General features: G+C 74.7%; 16 protein-coding genes. 8 read left to right on the forward strand and 8 right to left on the reverse strand.

Going from position 1 to position 16,058, the window contains the following annotated elements; genetic code table 11:
• Nucleotides 1-97 precede the first annotated feature (97 nt).
• Nucleotides 98-448 (reverse strand): helix-turn-helix domain-containing protein, encoded by a 351-nt coding sequence (locus tag AB0398_RS18490; protein ID WP_366376288.1) that lies wholly within the window; start codon nucleotides 446-448, stop codon nucleotides 98-100.
• A gap of 99 nt (nucleotides 449-547) precedes the next feature.
• On the opposite strand from AB0398_RS18490, the gene AB0398_RS18495 reads away from it, so the two are divergent.
• A complete protein-coding gene (locus AB0398_RS18495; RefSeq protein ID WP_366376290.1) occupies nucleotides 548-1,447 on the forward strand; it encodes an NAD(P)-binding domain-containing protein in 900 nt (299 codons plus the stop codon).
• A 60-nt stretch (nucleotides 1,448-1,507) separates the two neighbouring features.
• Here the strand turns inward: AB0398_RS18495 and AB0398_RS18500 are convergent, their stop codons facing one another.
• Entirely contained in the window at nucleotides 1,508-2,263 is a 756-nt protein-coding gene (locus AB0398_RS18500; RefSeq protein WP_366376292.1) for an SIS domain-containing protein, read from the reverse strand.
• A gap of 162 nt (nucleotides 2,264-2,425) precedes the next feature.
• Between AB0398_RS18500 and AB0398_RS18505 the strand changes: the two genes are divergently transcribed.
• Entirely contained in the window at nucleotides 2,426-3,115 is a 690-nt protein-coding gene (locus AB0398_RS18505) for a metal-dependent transcriptional regulator (RefSeq protein WP_161372783.1), read from the forward strand.
• A gap of 576 nt (nucleotides 3,116-3,691) precedes the next feature.
• Nucleotides 3,692-4,693, forward strand: coding sequence for an alpha/beta hydrolase (locus AB0398_RS18510; RefSeq protein WP_366376294.1), 1,002 nt, complete (start codon nucleotides 3,692-3,694; stop codon nucleotides 4,691-4,693).
• 16 nt (nucleotides 4,694-4,709) lie between these two features.
• Here the strand turns inward: AB0398_RS18510 and AB0398_RS18515 are convergent, their stop codons facing one another.
• Complete coding sequence (locus AB0398_RS18515) at nucleotides 4,710-5,150, reverse strand: MarR family winged helix-turn-helix transcriptional regulator (RefSeq protein ID WP_366376296.1); 441 nt, start codon at nucleotides 5,148-5,150, stop codon at nucleotides 4,710-4,712.
• Between the two features lie 68 nt (nucleotides 5,151-5,218).
• Between AB0398_RS18515 and AB0398_RS18520 the strand changes: the two genes are divergently transcribed.
• Together AB0398_RS18520 and AB0398_RS18525 are read left to right on the forward strand one after the other, a co-directional pair.
• A complete protein-coding gene (locus AB0398_RS18520) occupies nucleotides 5,219-5,593 on the forward strand; it encodes a cupin domain-containing protein (protein ID WP_366376437.1) in 375 nt (124 codons plus the stop codon).
• A 252-nt stretch (nucleotides 5,594-5,845) separates the two neighbouring features.
• Nucleotides 5,846-6,283 (forward strand): GNAT family N-acetyltransferase, encoded by a 438-nt coding sequence (locus AB0398_RS18525; RefSeq protein ID WP_366376298.1) that lies wholly within the window; start codon nucleotides 5,846-5,848, stop codon nucleotides 6,281-6,283.
• Here AB0398_RS18525 and AB0398_RS18530 read toward each other — a convergent pair.
• A complete protein-coding gene (locus AB0398_RS18530; protein WP_366376300.1) occupies nucleotides 6,280-7,140 on the reverse strand; it encodes a TetR/AcrR family transcriptional regulator in 861 nt (286 codons plus the stop codon). The two genes, AB0398_RS18525 and AB0398_RS18530, sit on opposite strands and share 4 nt — an antisense overlap.
• A 168-nt stretch (nucleotides 7,141-7,308) precedes the next feature.
• Between AB0398_RS18530 and AB0398_RS18535 the strand changes: the two genes are divergently transcribed.
• Nucleotides 7,309-8,235, forward strand: a complete 927-nt coding sequence (locus AB0398_RS18535; protein WP_366376301.1) for a hypothetical protein — start codon at nucleotides 7,309-7,311, stop codon at nucleotides 8,233-8,235.
• An 18-nt stretch (nucleotides 8,236-8,253) separates the two neighbouring features.
• Here AB0398_RS18535 and AB0398_RS18540 read toward each other — a convergent pair whose 3' ends face one another.
• From AB0398_RS18540 to AB0398_RS18550, 3 genes are all read right to left on the reverse strand, one after another.
• Complete coding sequence (locus AB0398_RS18540) at nucleotides 8,254-9,900, reverse strand: transporter (RefSeq protein ID WP_366376302.1); 1,647 nt, start codon at nucleotides 9,898-9,900, stop codon at nucleotides 8,254-8,256.
• The gene (locus tag AB0398_RS18545) at nucleotides 9,900-10,775 is read right to left on the reverse strand and encodes an ABC transporter ATP-binding protein (protein WP_366376304.1); all 876 of its coding nucleotides are present in this window, start codon (nucleotides 10,773-10,775) and stop codon (nucleotides 9,900-9,902) included. The genes AB0398_RS18540 and AB0398_RS18545 overlap by 1 nt, the downstream gene beginning before the upstream one ends.
• A 74-nt stretch (nucleotides 10,776-10,849) precedes the next feature.
• On the reverse strand, nucleotides 10,850-11,539 hold the full coding sequence (locus AB0398_RS18550; RefSeq protein ID WP_366376306.1) for a bifunctional DNA primase/polymerase: 690 nt from the start codon (nucleotides 11,537-11,539) through the stop codon (nucleotides 10,850-10,852).
• A gap of 258 nt (nucleotides 11,540-11,797) precedes the next feature.
• Between AB0398_RS18550 and AB0398_RS18555 the strand changes: the two genes are divergently transcribed.
• Nucleotides 11,798-13,180 carry a transcriptional regulator gene (locus AB0398_RS18555; protein ID WP_366376308.1) on the forward strand — a complete coding sequence of 461 codons (1,383 nt, stop codon included), beginning with the start codon at nucleotides 11,798-11,800 and terminating at the stop codon, nucleotides 13,178-13,180.
• A 133-nt stretch (nucleotides 13,181-13,313) separates the two neighbouring features.
• Complete coding sequence (locus AB0398_RS18560) at nucleotides 13,314-14,717, forward strand: hypothetical protein (protein WP_366376310.1); 1,404 nt, start codon at nucleotides 13,314-13,316, stop codon at nucleotides 14,715-14,717.
• A gap of 46 nt (nucleotides 14,718-14,763) precedes the next feature.
• Here the strand turns inward: AB0398_RS18560 and AB0398_RS18565 are convergent, their stop codons facing one another.
• On the reverse strand, nucleotides 14,764-16,047 hold the full coding sequence (locus AB0398_RS18565; protein WP_366376312.1) for an ABC transporter substrate-binding protein: 1,284 nt from the start codon (nucleotides 16,045-16,047) through the stop codon (nucleotides 14,764-14,766).
• Between the last annotated feature and the right edge of the window lie 11 nt (nucleotides 16,048-16,058).

Below are 16,058 nucleotides of genomic sequence, written 5' to 3' on the forward strand. Positions count from 1 at the left end.
CGCTCCGCGACACCCACTTTTTTGTGGGTACTTGTCGCTCCCCGGCGCCCGGGAGAACCTGGTCGTGGGCCCGGACGGAGAGGGGAGCGACGGGGCCTCAGGAAGCGGTCCGCGCTTCCGCGAGCCGGTCGAGCCGCCGGTGGCCCCAGTCCGACAAGGGGCCGAGTAGTGCGGACAGTTCGCGTCCGGCGTCCGTCAGCGAGTAGACGGTCTTCGGCGGCAGGACGTCGTGCGCCTCACGGTGGACGAGGTCGTCCTCCGTCATCTCCCGCAGCGCCTGGGTCAGCACCTTCTCGCTGATCCCGGGGAGCCTGCGGCGCAGTTCGCCGGGCCGTTGCGGTCCGGACTCCAGCAGCCACAGCAGCGACGTCTTCCACTTGCCGTCGATCACGGAGATCGCGGCCGTGACACCGCAGACGTTCGTTTCCTGGCCCCGGCGGCTCGCCATGCGCGTGCCCCTCTCCTCGTTCGGTCGCCCGCGTGTCCGCTCCACGACGGACAAGCCCTTCACGACACACCCTTCACCACGGACAAAGGAAACACAGCCATGTCTTCTTCCCTCCGGCCGAACCCCGGACAGCTCTCCGTCACCGTCCTCGGACTCGGGCCGATGGGCCGGGCGCTGGCCGGCGCGTTCCTGGACGCCGGGGTCCGGACCACCGTGTGGAACAGGACCCCGGGCCGGGAGGGCGACCTGGCCGAGCGGGGCGCGGTCCTGGCCGCGAGCGCCGAGGAGGCGGTCGCCGCGAGCGCCCTGACGGTGATCTGCCTGGTCAACTACGACGCCACCGACTCCGTGCTGCGCCGGCCGGCCGTCACGGACGCGCTCAAGGGCCGGACGGTGGCGAACCTGAGCGCCGACGTCCCGGACCGGGCGCGCGACACCGGCCGCTGGGCCGCGGAACACGGCATCGGGTACCTGGACGGCGCCATCATGACCCCGACCCCGAGCATCGGCACGCCCGAGGGCGTTTTCCTGTATGGGGGTCCGGAGCCGCTCTATCTCGAACACCGCCCGGTGCTCGACGCGCTGAGCGGCTCCCACACGCACCTGGGCGAGGACATCGGCCGGGCCGCCGCGTACGACGTCGCGCTGCTCGACATCTTCTGGACGTCGATGTCGGGGTACGTCCACGCCCTCGCGCTCGCCCGCGCGGAGGGGATCACGGCCCGGGAGCTGGCGCCGTTCGCGCAGGGGATCGGGGCGATCCTGCCGCCGCTGTTCGAGGAGTGGGCGGGGGACGTGGACGACCGCACGTACTCGGGCGAGGGGAACCCGCTCACCTCGGGCCTGTCGACCATGGAGCACGTGGTGCACGCCGCCGAGGGCCACGGGATCGACGCGAGCGTCATGCGCGCCACGGCCGCCCTGACCCGCCGCGCCGTGGACCGGGGGTACGGCACGGACGGCTTCACCCGGGTGACGGAGCTCCTGGACCTCCGCTGAGGCGAGGGGGCGAGGGCCCGGCCCCTCCCGGGCCCGTTCCGGCCGGGGGGCCGCCCGCCGTCAGCGCCGGTAGAAGATCCGGTCCCCGTACTCCGTCATGACGCGCCCGTTCCACTCGTGCCCGCCGTCCACGTTCCCCGAGCGCAGCAGCGGCGGCTCGATGCCGCGCCGTACGAGCTCCTCGGCGGCGGCGGCGAGCGTGGCCTGCATGAGGGCGCTGGTGACGACGGTGGACGCGGGCGCGAAGGGGGCCTCGATGCCCTCGTGGGTCAGCTCCGCGTCGCCGACGGCGATCCGGGAGTCGAGGACGACGTCGCAGTGGTCCTTGAGGTACGTGCCCGAGACGTGCCGGGACTTCGTCTCCGTCGCGTACGCCACCGAGGTGACCCCGATGACGGTGAGGCCGAGCGCGCGGGCGTTCATGGCCATCTCGACGGGCAGGGCGTTGCGCCCGGAGAGGGAGATGACGATCAGGACGTCCCCGGCCTTGGCGGGGGAGGAGTCGAGGACCGCGCCCGCGAGGCCGTCGACCCGCTCCAGGGCGGAGCCGAGGGTGGCCGGCATGACGTCGACGCCGACGACGCCGGGGACGGCGAGCAGGTTCATGAGGGCCAGGCCGCCGGCCCGGTAGACGACGTCCTGCGCGGCGAGGGAGGAGTGGCCCGCGCCGAACGCGAAGAGCCGGTTGCCGTTCGCGACGGCCTCGGCGATGGCCGCCCCGGCGGCGGCGATCTCGGCGGAGTCCCCGTCGCGCACCTCCTGGAGCAGCCTGATCGCGGCGTCGAAGAACTGTCCGGCCAGCTTGCTCTCGCCCATCGCGGCGGCTCCTTCTCGTCGTGGTCGCCGATCACGGTGCGGTCTGGACCATTGCTCTGTCAATACCGCCTCCGGTACCGCCTCACCCGGGCGAGGCCCGGTTGTCCGTCCGATGCGTCAGAATTGGGGCAGGGCCAGCGCACGACTCATCGAGGGGCACGTATGTCCGGACTGATCGACACAACGGAGATGTATCTCCGCACCATCCTCGAGCTTGAGGAGGAAGGTGTGGTCCCCATGCGTGCCCGGATCGCCGAGCGGCTCGACCAGAGCGGCCCCACGGTGAGCCAGACGGTGGCCCGGATGGAGCGCGACGGCCTGGTGGCCGTGGCGAGCGACCGCCACCTGGAGCTCACGGACGAGGGACGCCGCCTCGCCACCCGCGTGATGCGCAAGCACCGCCTCGCGGAGTGTCTGCTCGTCGACGTGATCGGCCTGGAGTGGGAGCAGGTCCACGCGGAGGCGTGCCGCTGGGAGCACGTGATGAGCGAGGCCGTGGAGCGGCGGGTCCTGGAACTGCTGCGGCACCCGACGGAGTCGCCGTACGGGAACCCGATCCCGGGCCTGGAGGAGCTGGGCGAGAAGGCGGAGGCCGAGGCCTTCCTCGACGACTCGATGGTCTCCCTCGCGGACCTGGACGCGAGCGGCGGCAAGACGGTGGTCGTGCGCCGGATCGGCGAGCCGATCCAGACGGACGCCCAGCTGATGTACACCCTGCGGCGCGCGGGCGTGCAGCCCGGCTCCGTGGTCTCCGTCTCGGAGTCCGCGGGCGGCATCCTGGTGGGCAGCAGCGGCGAGGCCGCCGAGCTGGACGCGGAGGTCGCGGCGCACGTGTTCGTCGCGAAGCGCTGAGACGCGGCTCCGCCGGAGAGCGGCGGAGCGCGAAGCGGGGCCGTCCCGGGCCGAGAGGCCGGGGCGGCCCTTTCGCGTGTGCGTGTACGGGGTTCCGTGTGAGGGGCGGTACGGGGGCGGGCGCCCGGCACACGTGTGTGGACCCCCGCCGGGCCGCCCGGGATTCGTGACGGGCCGTCGGAATTCCGTCGCCGCCCCCGTGACACCGCCCCGGTTTACGTCGGAATGGCCACGCCCGCCCCTTCGGCGTGCCACGCTGGTACGAGCCGGGCGTGGAGGGGGTGGGGCCGTGAGGGCCGCGAACGACGCCACCGAAGACAGAGGGCCCCGGCGCCCTTGGGCGCCGGGGCCTGTCCTCCCCGGTTACGACCTGGAGCCCCGAGCTCTCAAGGTCGTTCCCCTCGGACCGTTTTTCCCCGAGCGGTCCGCCTCCCGCTCAAGATCTCCCCTCGGTCGCGGGCGTCAATCCTTGAGGCCTGTCACTCGAACGAGGGGTGTTGTGTGGCGGGAGAGCATTTTCGAATGCGAGTTCGATACTCTGGCGAGGTTCGACGGAAAAGAGGGGGTGCCGGAGACATGGCGCGACGACTCGACGTCACCGGGGCCGACGGCGTCCGGCTGACGGCCTGGGACTACACGGCCGGACCCGAGGGCGGCGGCACGAACGGCACCACGGGCAGCGGCGCCCCCGGCCGCACCGCCGCCCCCGCCCCCGGCATCGTCCCGCAGCCCGGACCCGGCCAGGGCGCCGTCCCGCGCCCGGGCGGCCGTCCCGTCCCGGGGCCTCCCGCTCCCCGGACCCCGGCCACCGCCCCCGGCGTGTTACTCCTCCACGGACTGATGGGCCACGGCGGCCACTGGGCCCGCGCCGCGAGCCGGCTCACCGGCGGGCACCGGCTCGTCGCCCTCGACCAGCGCGGCCACGGCGGCAGCGAGAAGCCCGCCGCCGGACCGTTCACGCGCGAGGCGTACGTGGCGGACGCGGCCGCCGTCGTCGAGCAGCTCGGCCTCGGCCCCGTCACCCTGATCGGCCACTCCATGGGCGCCCTGACGGCCTGGCAGCTCGCCGCCGAGCGGCCGGACCTCGTCCGCGCCCTCGTCATCTGCGACATGCGTGCCTCCGCCCTCGGCGCGGCCTCGCAGCGCGCCTGGCAGGACTGGTTCCGGGGCTGGCCGGCGCCCTTCCCGTCCCTGGAGGCCGTCCACCGCTGGTTCGGCGACGAGGACCCCTGGGTGGAGACCCCGAACCCGGCCCGGGGCGCCTTCTTCGCCGAGGTGATGACCGAGCGCGCCGACGGCTGGCGCCCGGTCTTCGACCCGGAGCAGATGCTGACCTCCCGCGAGACCTGGGTCCACGACGCCCACTGGGACTCGCTCGCCCAGGTCCGCTGCCCGACCCTCGTCGTCCGGGGCCTGGACGGCGAACTGGGCCGCGCCGAGGCCCAGGAGATGGTCCGGGTCCTCCCGCACGGGGAGTACGCGGAGATCCCCGACGCCGGCCACCTCCTCCACTACGAGCACCCGGACGCGTGGCGCGAGGCCGTGGAGCCCTTCCTGAACGGCGTTCTGACCCCGTGACCCGGTAGGGCCCGGCTCACCAGGCGGGCCGGACCGGCCCCGGCGGGGCGAACCGGGCGAGGTCGCCGACGAGTGCGCCGAAGCGCTCCTCGCCCAGCGCCTCCCGCCAGGGCGCGACGGCCTCCCGGGCCGCCCGGTCGGCGGCCTGCGTGGCGGCCACCCCGGTCCCGGTCAGTCCCAGGAGCTTGGCGCGGGCGTCGCGGGGGTGCGGGCGCCGCTCCACGTACCCCTTGCGGACCAGCTCCTCGACGAGCTGCGCTGCGGCCTGCTTGGTCACCCCCAGGTGCGCGGCCAGATCGGCAGTGGTGGCGTCCCCCCGGGAGATCCGGACGAAGGCGAAGCCGTGCGCGGGCCGCAGGTCCTCGAACCCCTCCCGGGCCACGCGGGCGTGGATCTCCTGCACCAGGTGGCCGGAGAGCGCCAGTACGAGTGAGGAGAAGGCCAGGGCGTCGTCCATGCCCTTGACTATAACTCGACAAGTTGCTTGTCTTTATGGGCAAGCTCCTTGTCCATAGTGAGGTCGAGATGCCCTTCATCCGCAGCACCGACGCCGCCGTACACGAGATTCACGGCGTCCGCTTCGTCTCCTACGCCCGTACGGACACGGGCAGTCGCGACCTGGCCGCCTGGCGCGGCGAGGTCCCGGCCGGTACGCCCGGCCGGCCCCATGTGATCAGCCGGGAGGAGGTGTTCTACGTCCTGTCCGGACGCCTGCGCTTCACCGTCGACGGCGAGAGCGCCGAACTCGCCGCCGGCGACGCGGCGGTGGCCCCGGCCGGCTCCGCGCTGACGGTCACCAACGCGACCGACCGGCCCGCGCACATGTGGGTCACCACCCGTACGGGCCTCACCGCCGCCCTGCCCGACGGCACCACCCTCGCGCCGCCCTGGGCCCGTTGAAGGCTGTCCCGCCACCGGCTCCAGATCGAAGGCCTCGGGGCTCGTGGGGTTGTCGACGGCGTGCGGTCGGCGGTCGGGTTCCTCCGGCACCGGCTGACGGTGAAGCTCCCGGAGCGCCCGCCGGAGGCGACGGCGGCCGTCCCGGCCGAGGGGCGGTCCGGCGGGATCGCTTCGGCAAGGTCGCCAAGGTCGCCCGCGGGGCCGTCACCCGAGCCGTACGGGCGGCGGGCGGCCGTGCCAGACTCGGGAGGCATGACGGAAGACCACCGCGAAGCGGCCCTGAGCGTCGGCGCCGAGGACACCGAGCTCGGCACGTACCTGGGCGAGCGGCTCGACGCGTACAACCTCGAAGCGACCGGCACCACCACCGACGACCTGGGCGAGCTGTCCGTGAAGGTCGTCGACGCGGAGGGCGTGCTCGTCGGCGGGCTCACGGCCTCGACCTGGGGCGGGCTGCTCTCCGTCGACATGCTGTGGGTGCGCGAGGACAGCCGTCACGACGGCTGGGGCGGCAGGATCCTGCGCGCCGCCGAGGCCGAGGCCCGGCGACGCGGCTGCGACCGCGCCTGCGTGTCCTCGTACACCTTCCAGGCCCCGGCCTTCTACGAGCGGCACGGCTACGTGGAGAAGGGCCGGGTGCCGGGGGTCCCGGGCGGTGCGGAGGACGTCTACCTGTACAAGGCGCTCTAGGAGGTCGGAGGCCGACTCCCCACCGCACGGAGGAAGTTGTCCGCGAAGAGCTCCACGGCCTCCTCGGACGTGGGCAGGTCCGTCACGGACAGCTGGGCCGCCGCCGGGCGCATGAGGAAGTGCGAGGCCAGGGGGCCGAGCATCTGCTGCACGAGGAGCAGCGGGGGGAGGTCGCGGATGCGGCCGGCGGCGATCTCGTCGGTGAGCCACGTCCCCACGCCGTCGACCATGCGGGAGAAGGCGTGCCGGAAGACGGCCTGGACGGCCGGGTCCTCGGGGCGCGCGAGGGCGTCGGCGAACATGGCGGGCACGACGCGCGGTTCGCGGACGAGCGCCTCGGTCAGCAGGCGGTAGAGGGTGCGGACGGTCTCCTGGAGGTCCTCGTGCGGCGCGGCGAGGACGGCCTCGACGTCCAGGATCGGGCTGTAGCGCTCGTACACGGCGTGCAGCAGGCCGTCCCGGCCGCCGAAGGCCGCGTAGAGGCTGTGCACGGAGCATCCGGCGCCGTCGGCCACCCGCTCCAGGGTGGCCGCGACGAGTCCGTGCTCGCTGATGAGGCCGGCGGCGGCGGCCACGGCCCGCTCGCGGACCGGCCGCTGTCCGCCGGGGTCCACTCCGGCGGCGCGCACCGCCTCGTCCAGGGCGCGGCGGGAGCCCCCGAGGCGGCGCATCAGGGTGCTCCGGGAGATCCCGGCCTCCTCGGCGACCGCGATCAGGGGGACGTCGGCGACGGGGACGTCCCGGGCGCGCGCGACGCGCAGGGCGGCCCGCACCAGGTCGTCGGGGACGGCGTGCGGCGGCGGATCGCCGAGGAGGCGCGGGCCACCGGGGGGCGACGGGTCACTGAGGTTTGACACATGGATAAGTCTACCCTGTAATCGTGTGTCATGCCGGATGTTCCACCCGGCCGTCTTCCGCGACGCGGTGTTCCTCCGCGCCCGCTCCCGTTCACTCCCGTCCCGTCGACCGTCCGGTCCGCTCCCGCCGTGCGGGGTGGTCGCCGGACGGACCGGAAAGAGGCCCCCATGTCCGAGCAGCACCGCACACCCCCGGCGGAAGCCGTGGAGACCGACGCCCCCGGGCCGGGCCCGAGCACGCCCCGCAAGCTGGCGGCCGTCCTGCTCGGCCTGACCGCCGTGGTCGTCCTGATGCTCTGCGCCTTCGCCCTGCCCGGCGTCAACGGCGGCCCCCACGAGGTCCCCCTGGGGGTGACCGGCCCCCAGGCCGCCGCCCAGGCGTTCGAGAAGAAGCTCGACGGACCCGAGTGGGACGTCACCGTCTACGAGGACACCGCCGCCCTCACCACCGCGATCCAGGAGCGCGAGGTGGCGGGCGGCCTGGCCCTCGGCACCGGCGGGATCGACGTCTACACGGCCACCGCCGGAGCCCCCACGGCCACCGGCGCCCTGACCGCCCTCGGCAACGCGGCGGCGGCGCAGCAGCAGACGAAGGCCACCGTCCACGACCTCGTGCCCTTCCCCGGGGACGACCCGCGCGGCGCCGGACTCGCTGCCGCCGGGCTCCCGCTGGTCTTCGGCGGGATCTTCCCCGCCGTCGTCCTCACCCGGCTCTTCCCGGGCCACTCCGGCCTGCGCACCCGCGTCACCGGCGTCGTCCTCTTCTCGCTGCTCGCCGGACTCGCCGTCGCCGGGTGCCTCCAGTACGGAACGGGGTCGCTCGCCGGGAACCACTGGCTCACCGGCCTCGGCAGCGGCCCGTACTGGCTCCCCTCCGGCTGGTCGACCCTCGGCCAGGTCCTGCCGCCCGGCGCCTCCGGCAGCCTGCTGCGCTCCCTCGCCTTCTTCGACGGCACCGGCGCGGCGGTCCCGGCCCTGACCCTCGCCGCCTGGGTCGCCCTCGGCCTCGTCCTGCTCCTGGTCGCCGACCGCCGGGGCGCGCACGCCCGGCGCGACGCGGCACCGGACACCGAGCGGCTCGCCGTCCCGGCCTGACCCCCTCTCCCGGCGGCGTCAGCCCTTGCTGACCGCCGCCAGGATCTCCGGCAGGCGGTTCGCCGTGCGCGGCGCCGCCGTCCTGAGGCCCGCCCACACGAGGAGCGCGCCGTAGAGGGCGCCCGCCGGCAGGAGGGTCCAGAGGAGGGACTGGCGGTCGGCGACGTGGAAGTAGACCGCCGCGCCGATCAGCGGGGCGCACAGCAGCGCCGCCGCCAGCATGCCGCCGAAGATCGAGATCCAGGCCAGGCCCGCCTGCCCCGGCACCACGTTCTTGTAGCCGCTGTCCTGCGGGATCGAGTACGGGTAGACGGCCGAGGCCACCGCGCCCGTCGCCAGCATCGCGCCGAGCAGGCCGAACGCCAGGCCGAGTCCCTCCGCGAGGCGCGCCCAGTCGCCCAGGACGGCGGTCGTCAGGACCGTCACGAGCACCGTGAACGGCAGGGTGACGGCGAGCAGCGCGAGCGTCCGCGCCCGGAGTTCCGCGTACGCGTCGGCCGGGGTCGAGATGGTCTGCGCGACCATCCAGAACGCCGACGTGTCCTGCCCGAACTGGTTGTACATCAGCATGCCGAGCATGCCGGAGGCGAAGCACGCCCAGTAGATCGAGCCCGCGCCCTGGAGCGCGTTGAACACCGGCACGATCAGGCCGAGGGCGAGCGAGGTCACCCACGCGGCCTTCGTCTTCGGGTCCCGCCACACGTACCGCAGGCTGCGCTCCATGACCGCGCCCGTCCGCCCGCCCGGCAGGACCCGGCCGAGGAGGCCCGTGCCGCCGTCCTTCCCCCGGGCGCCCGCGTCCGGGGACGCGCCGATCGTGGAGCCGTCCGGCTCGACCATCAGCCGCACGAGGCTCCGCTCCCACCAGTGCAGGAGCCCGGCGAGCGTCGCCGCCGTGAGCAGCAGCCGTACCGCCGCCACCGCGTGGTCGCCGTCGCTCGCCGCGTCCACCGCGCCGATCGCGGCGGCGGGCGGCAGCCAGCCGACGACGGAGGCCGCCGGCTCGATCGCGTTCAGCCCGCCGGGCTCGCTGAGCCGCTGCGCCGCGAAGTTCACGACCTGGATGCCGACCGCGATGACCAGACCGCTTAGGAGGGCCAGGTCACGGCCCTTGCGGGAGGTGAGGAGACGGATGTTGGCGGCGGCCACGGCCCGCGAGAGCGCCACGCACGTGACCGTCACCAGCGGCACGGCGAGCACGGCGGCGACCGTCCCGGCGACGCCGTGCGCCACGGAAAGCGCCGCGCCGAACGCCAGGAGCAGCGTCAGTACGGGGCCGATGCCCACGAGCGAGGCCACGAGCAGCGCCCGGACCAGCGGGCGGGGGAGCAGCGGCAGCATCACGAGCCGCGACGGGTCGAGGGTCTCGTCGCCGCCCGGCATGAACAGCGGCATCACCGCCCACGAGAGCGCGACCATCCCGGTGAGGAGGACCGCGACCGTGCCGGCGTTGCCGTTGCCCCGGAGGAGGACGAAGGAGAGCAGCATCCCCGCCGCGAAGAGGGCGCCGAAGACGGCGGAGACGACGTAGGCGGCGGTCCGCCCGCCCGACTGCCGCAGCCCGTTGCGCAGCAGCGACAGCTTGAGCCGTACGAAGACGGAGGTGAGGGAGGGGACGGCGGCGGACGGGGGCGCGGGGGCGGTGGCGGAGGGGACGGCACTCATCACTGGGCCCCGCCCGAACCCGTATCCGACCCCGTACCGTTGCCGCCACCGAGCCAGTCCAGCGAATCCCCCGCCGCCGCGCGCTCGTTCGCGCCCACCAGTTCAAGGAAGGCCGCCTGGAGCGAGGGCGCGTCGCCCCGGACCTCGGCCAGCGGGCCCTGGGCGCGGATCCGGCCCGCGGCCATCACGGCGACCCAGTCGCAGAGCGACTCGACCAGCTCCATGACGTGGCTGGAGAAGACGACGGTCGCGCCGGACGCGGTGTACCGCTCCAGGACGCCCCGGATGGTCTGCGCGGAGACCGGGTCGACGCCCTCGAAGGGCTCGTCGAGGAAGAGGACCCCGGGGTTGTGGAGGAGGGCCGCCGCCAGGCCGATCTTCTTCCGCATGCCGGTCGAGTAGTCCACGACCAGCTTGTGCTGCGCGCCGGTCAGGCCGAGCACGTCCAGGAGCTGGTCGGCGCGCTTGTCGACCTCGGCGCCGGGCAGCCCCCGCAGCCGGCCGCTGTAGGCGAGGAGTTCACGGCCCGAGAGGCGCTCGAAGAGCCGCAGGCCCTCCGGCAGGATGCCGATGCGGGCCTTGACGCGGGCGACCGACCCGGGGTCGGCCCACACGTCGTCCCCGGCGACCAGGATCCGTCCCTGGTCGGGCCGCAGCAGGCCGGTGATCATGGAGAGCGTGGTGGTCTTGCCCGCTCCGTTGGGCCCCACGAGCCCGATGAACTTGCCCGCGGGCAGGACCAGGTCGATCCCCTGCACCGCGATCTGCTGCCCGAAGCGCTTCCACAGCCCCTCGACCCGCACGGCGGGCACGGCACCGTCCCCCGGTGCCGTGCCCGTCTTCTCGAACACTCCCTCTGATGCCTGGTCAGGCATGCTTCGTCAGCCCCTCGGTCGTCCCCGTCGTTGTGGGGCCCACCCTACGGGCGGGCCCCACGGGGGCCCAGGAGTCAGGAGGCCCGGGCCGTCCTCGCGTCCGCCGCCTCGCGGCCGCACGCGTAGGCGAGGGCGCTGAGCAGCTCCTCCGCGTCGGGGAGCCAGCGGTTCGCCGGGGTGGGGCGGCGGGCCCACTGCACGGCGCCCCGGCCGCCGACCCGGGTCGGCGGGGCCGCCACGTAGTACCCCTCGCCGCGCGTGACGAGGTCGAGGGAGGACGGGATCCAGCCCAGCCTGCGGACGAGGTCCGGGACCTTCGCGACGGCGCCCGGCAGGACGAAGAAGTACATCCGGCGGTCCGGGGCGCAGGTCACCGGGCCGAGCGCCAGCTCCATCCGCTCCATGCGGGCGAGCGCGAGGAAACCGGCCGACTCGGAGACCTCGATCGCGTCGAAGGTGCGGCCGGTCGGCAGCAGGATCGAGGACCCCGGCTGCTTCGTCCACATCCGCCGGGCGCCGACCCCGCTGCCGGTGGCCTGGGCCGACCAGTCGGGCCGGGACGGATGGGCGCCCGGCAGCGCGCAGTCGTCCGCGCCGCAGGAGCAGCGCTCCCGGCCCTCGGCGGCTTCCAGCCAGGTCCCTGGAACGACGTCCCAGTGCCGCTCTTCCGCGTACCGCACGGCGCTGTCCAGCAGCGGCTCGCTCCGCTGCTCGGGGACCCGTGCGGCCTCCGTGACTCCGATGGTCTCTTCCACGGTGAGCACAACTCCCGGCACCACCCGGAGTTACGGGCGGGGGCGGGAAGCGGGGTGACGCAACGATTCCGCACGCGGGGCGCACCGGTGCACGGACGGGGGCGCGCGGAGGGCCGGGGCGCGGGGGCGGGTACGCACAGGTGGGGGCGCCGGCGGGGCACACGGCCGACGTGTCCGGTTTCGCGTGTTCACATCGGCATTGACCGGATATCCGCCGGGCAGTGATCCCTTCCCAGCGATCACCCGCACGGCCTCAGGGGGTACTTCATGGCAGCCAGGCCACTCGTTCCGCGCCAGGTCAACGAACGGCTCCGGTCGCTCATCCAGGAGGCGGCCTGCTCCAACGCCGGCCTCGCCCGCAGGGTCAACACGGTCGGCGCGGAGCGCGGCCTCGACCTGCGGTACGACAAGACGTCCGTGGCGCGCTGGCTGCGCGGGCAGCAGCCGCGCGGCCGGGCGCCCGGGATCATCGCGGAGGCGCTGAGCCGCAAGCTGGGCCGCACGGTCACCATCGACGAGGTCGGCATGGCTAACGGCCGGAACCTCGCCGCCGGGGTGGGCCTCCAGTTCGCGCCGACCGTGCCCGGGGCGATCGAGCAGGTCTGCGAGCTGTGGCGCAGCGACGTGGGGCGCCGCGAGTTCCTGTCCGGCTCCACGGTGGCGGCCTCCGCCCTGGTCGAGCCCAGCCGCGACTGGCTGATCACGGTGCCGGACGCGCACGTGGCCCGGACGGCCGGGGCCCGCGTCGGGGTCGCGGACGTGGCGGCCGTGCGGGAGACGACGGCCGCGCTCGTCGACCTCGACCGGCGGTTCGGCAGCGGGCACGTGCGCCCGGTGGTGGTGCACTACCTGGACAGCGTGGTGGCGGGGATGCTGTCCGGCTCGTACCGGGAGGCGGTGGGCAGACAGCTCTTCGCGGCGGCCGCCCGACTGACCGAGCTCGCCGGGTACATGGCGGTGGACACCGGCGAACCGGGCCTCGCCCAGCGGTACTACATCCAGGCGCTGCGGCTCGCGCAGGCCGCCGGGGACCGGGGCTACGGCGGCTACGTCCTCGCCGCCTCCATGAGCCACCTCGCCGCGCAGCTCGGAAACCCCCGGGAGATCGCCCAGTTGGCGCGGGCGGCGCAGGAGGGCGCGCGCGGGAAGGTGCCGCCGCGGGCGGAGGCGATGTTCTTCGCGGCGGAGGCGCGCGGGCACGCCCTGATGGGCGACGACCGCGCCTTCGAGGCCGCGGCGGGCGCCGCCGTGCGGGCCCTGGAGCGGGCCGACCCGGAGGCGGGCGACGAGCCCGTGTGGATCACCCACTTCGACCGGGCTTATCTGGCGGACGAACTGGCCCACTGCTACCGGGACCTGGGCCGCGCGGAGGCGGCGGCGCGGGCGGCGGAGGAGTCGGTCGCCGGGCACCCGGAGACGCGCGCGCGGCGGCGGGCGATCGGCCTCGCCCTGCTCGCGGCGGCGCGGATCCAGCAGCGGGAGGTGGAGCAGGCCTGCCGGACGGGGACGCGGGCGCTCGAACTCCTGGGCACGCTGCGGTCGTCGCGCGGCATGGAGTACCTGGAGGACCTGAGGGACCGCCTGGAGCCGTTCTCCGGGGAGCCCGCGGTACGGGAGTTCGGGGTGCGGATGGAGCTGTACGCGGCCTGAGCCCGGCCGGGGGGAGCGCCCGGGTCGGTCGCGTGAACCAGTTCTGTAACCGGCCTCACACGTGTGTGCGGACCCCCGGGCCCACCCGGTAGCGTGAACCGACGATTCCGTAGGTCCATCAGTAGGAGTCCCGGTGACGCAGAACGGACAGGGTCCGGAACCGCAGTACCCGGCGGTGCCCCCCGCGCACGACGGTGCCCACGGGGGAGCGCGGTCGTGGGACGGCGGCTGGGCCCCCGCCGGCGGTCAGCCGGGCGGACAGCCGCTGCCGCCCGCGCAGCCGCTGCCCCCGGAGGCGGCACCGGGCGCCGCCGACATGCAGTCCACCCAGTACCTGCCGCCGATACCCCCGCAGCCCGGCTACGGCTACCCGGGCCCGGGGCCCGCCGCCGACATGCAGGCGACCCAGCACATCGCGCCGGTGCCGGGCGCGATGCCGCCGGCCCAGGCGCCGCAGCCGGGGTACGGCTATCCGCACCAGGCCCAGGCGCCGCAGCCGGGCTACGGCTACCCGCACCCGGCCGCCGCCGCCGACGTGCAGGCCACCCAGCACATCGCGCCGGTGCCGCCGCAGCAGGACGGCGGGGCCTCGACCCAGTTCCTGGGCACGGGCCCGCTGTCGCACCAGGGCGGGTCCGGCCCGGCCGGGGCCTCCGACACGACCCGGTACATCGACCCCGTGCCCCCGGCCGCGTCCGGCGAGCGCCAGCCGCCCGCCGAGTTCGACAGCCTCTTCCGCACGGAGGCGCCCCGCGCCCCGCAGCAGCCGCAGGGCCACCGGACGCCGTCCCCGGCCCCCGCCCTGTACCAGCAGCCCCCGCAGCACCAGCAGCCGCCGCAGCCCCCGCAGCAGGGGTACGGCTACGACGAGGCGTACTACGAGGAGGAGCCCGCGCCGCGCCGCAAGTCGCCGGTCGCCCTGATCGCCGCCGTCGTCGTCGGCTGCGCGGTCGTCGGCCTCGGCGCCGGAGCGCTGCTCAGCGGCGACGGCGACGAGAAGAAGCCCGAGAAGGGCGGCGCGACCGCGGCGGCGCCCTCCTCCGCGCCCGCCGCCGGACAGGCGTCGGAGAAGCCGGCCGATCCGGCGGAGGGCCAGGCCCAGGAACTGAGCAAGCTGCTGGCGACCAGCAGCGACAGCCGCGACACGGTGATCAACTCGGTCGCGGCCATCAACCAGTGCAAGAACCTGGACAAGGCCGCCGCGGACCTGCGGGGCGCCGCCCAGCAGCGCCGGGGCCTGATCACCAGGCTCCAGTCGCTGTCGGTCGACAAGGTCCCGGACAACGCCGGGCTGACCGCCGCGCTCGTCGAGGCCTGGAAGGCCTCCGCGTCCGCCGACGACCACTACGCCGCCTGGGCCGACCAAGTGAAGGCCAAGGACGGCTGCAAGGGCGGCAAGGCCCGCAGGACGAACCACCTGGGCGCGGCCGAGAAGGACAGCGGCACCGCCACCAGGGCCAAGAAGAAGGCGGCCGGGCTGTGGAACCCGACCGCCGACACGTACGGCCTGGAGAAGCGCGCCTACCACCAGCTCTGAGGGGCCCGCCCCGGCCCCCCTTGCCCCCGGGGCCGGGGACCCGGGATCAGGGGACGGCGAGGAGCGTCGCGCCGACGTCGACGAAGCCGGGCTTCTGCGCCACCAGGCGTCCCTGGCGCACCACCTGGAAGGTCACCTGGTGGTTGACGATCCGGGGGAAGCCGGAGGCGCCGAGCAGGTCCGTGTACTTCCAGCGCAGGGCCGGGGTGAGGCCCCCGGTGTCGATCCGCTCGCCCCGGTCGAGGGCGTGGGCGATCTCCGTCGCCGTGATCCGGTCCCGGTCCAGGGACTCCACGACCGCCTTGAGGACCGTGTACGCGATCCAGGTGGTCTGGACGCCCGTGTCGGCCGGGTCGACCCGGTTGTCGACGAACGCGTGCTCCCGGACGACCTTGCGCATCGGCGCCCAGCTCTTGTCGCCCGCCTCCGGGTACCAGCCGGTGACGAACGCGCCCTCGAAGGGGCTGTGGGCGCCGCCGGTGCGGTCGATCACGGGCTGGTCGACGCTGCCGAGGACCGAGGAGATGCGGACGCCGCCGCCCTTCCCGTCCTTCCCGCTCCCGCTCCGCCCCTCCTTCTCCGGCAGGCGCCGGAAGGAGTCGAAGAAGGTCTGGGTGCGCTCGCCGAGGACGGCGGCCACGCAGCCGCCCGCGCCCTTCGCCCCGGCCCTGGCCCGCCCGGCCGGCCGGGTGTACTCGGCGGCGTCCTCGGCGGCCGGGACGTCGAGGGCCCCGCCGTGCTTCGCCCCGCGCAGGCCGGAGTCGAGGAGGGCGGGCAGCCTGTCCCCGCCGACGGTGTCGGGCCGGACGAGCGCGACCTTCTCGCAGGCGTCGGCGAGCTGCATGCCGTGCCCGGCGACCAGCGAGGCCTGCCCGCCGTTGACCGGGTACGACAGCGGGCTGGTGAACTCGTCGTCCGTGACGCCGTAGCCGCCGATGTACGGGATGCCGGCCGCTTCGAGGGAGTTCATGAAGATCCGCCCCTGCTGGCTGTACGAGCCGACGACGGCGACCGCCTTCTCGTCGATGGCCCGGCCGGCGCAGTCGGCGGCGCCCTCGGAGGTGTTGCGCTCGTTGCAGGTGAGGACGCGCAGTTCGTGCCCGTCGATGCCGCCCTGGGAGTTGACCCAGCGGGCGAAGGCCTGCGCCATGGCGGGCATGCCGGGCATGTTGGTGGCCTTGGTGCGGTCGGGTGCCCAGGTCATCACGGTGATGGGCTCCCTGGAGCCCCCCGTGGCCCCGGGGATCACACCGCATCCGGTGAGCAGCGACGCACCGGCCGCCGTGGCCGTGACGTACGCGAGGAGTGGGGTCAGTCGCCTGCCGGTCATGGACACGCACA

The sequence above is a fragment of the Streptomyces sp. NPDC086147 genome (genome assembly GCF_040702165.1).
In the GTDB taxonomy this organism is placed as follows: domain Bacteria; phylum Actinomycetota; class Actinomycetes; order Streptomycetales; family Streptomycetaceae; genus Streptomyces.

Excerpts from the sequence above, each read along its gene's own strand:
- AB0398_RS18490 (WP_366376288.1), bottom strand. The coding sequence starts at position 448 with ATGGCGAGCCGCCGGGGCCAGGAAACGAACGTCTGCGGTGTCACGGCC.
- AB0398_RS18495 (WP_366376290.1), top strand. The coding sequence starts at position 548 with ATGTCTTCTTCCCTCCGGCCGAACCCCGGACAGCTCTCCGTCACCGTC.
- AB0398_RS18500 (WP_366376292.1), bottom strand. The coding sequence starts at position 2,263 with ATGGGCGAGAGCAAGCTGGCCGGACAGTTCTTCGACGCCGCGATCAGG.
- AB0398_RS18505 (WP_161372783.1), top strand. The coding sequence starts at position 2,426 with ATGTCCGGACTGATCGACACAACGGAGATGTATCTCCGCACCATCCTC.
- AB0398_RS18510 (WP_366376294.1), top strand. The coding sequence starts at position 3,692 with ATGGCGCGACGACTCGACGTCACCGGGGCCGACGGCGTCCGGCTGACG.
- AB0398_RS18515 (WP_366376296.1), bottom strand. The coding sequence starts at position 5,150 with ATGGACGACGCCCTGGCCTTCTCCTCACTCGTACTGGCGCTCTCCGGC.
- AB0398_RS18520 (WP_366376437.1), top strand. The coding sequence starts at position 5,219 with ATGCCCTTCATCCGCAGCACCGACGCCGCCGTACACGAGATTCACGGC.
- AB0398_RS18525 (WP_366376298.1), top strand. The coding sequence starts at position 5,846 with ATGACGGAAGACCACCGCGAAGCGGCCCTGAGCGTCGGCGCCGAGGAC.
- AB0398_RS18535 (WP_366376301.1), top strand. The coding sequence starts at position 7,309 with ATGTCCGAGCAGCACCGCACACCCCCGGCGGAAGCCGTGGAGACCGAC.
- AB0398_RS18540 (WP_366376302.1), bottom strand. The coding sequence starts at position 9,900 with ATGAGTGCCGTCCCCTCCGCCACCGCCCCCGCGCCCCCGTCCGCCGCC.
- AB0398_RS18545 (WP_366376304.1), bottom strand. The coding sequence starts at position 10,775 with ATGCCTGACCAGGCATCAGAGGGAGTGTTCGAGAAGACGGGCACGGCA.
- AB0398_RS18555 (WP_366376308.1), top strand. The coding sequence starts at position 11,798 with ATGGCAGCCAGGCCACTCGTTCCGCGCCAGGTCAACGAACGGCTCCGG.
- AB0398_RS18565 (WP_366376312.1), bottom strand. The coding sequence starts at position 16,047 with ATGACCGGCAGGCGACTGACCCCACTCCTCGCGTACGTCACGGCCACG.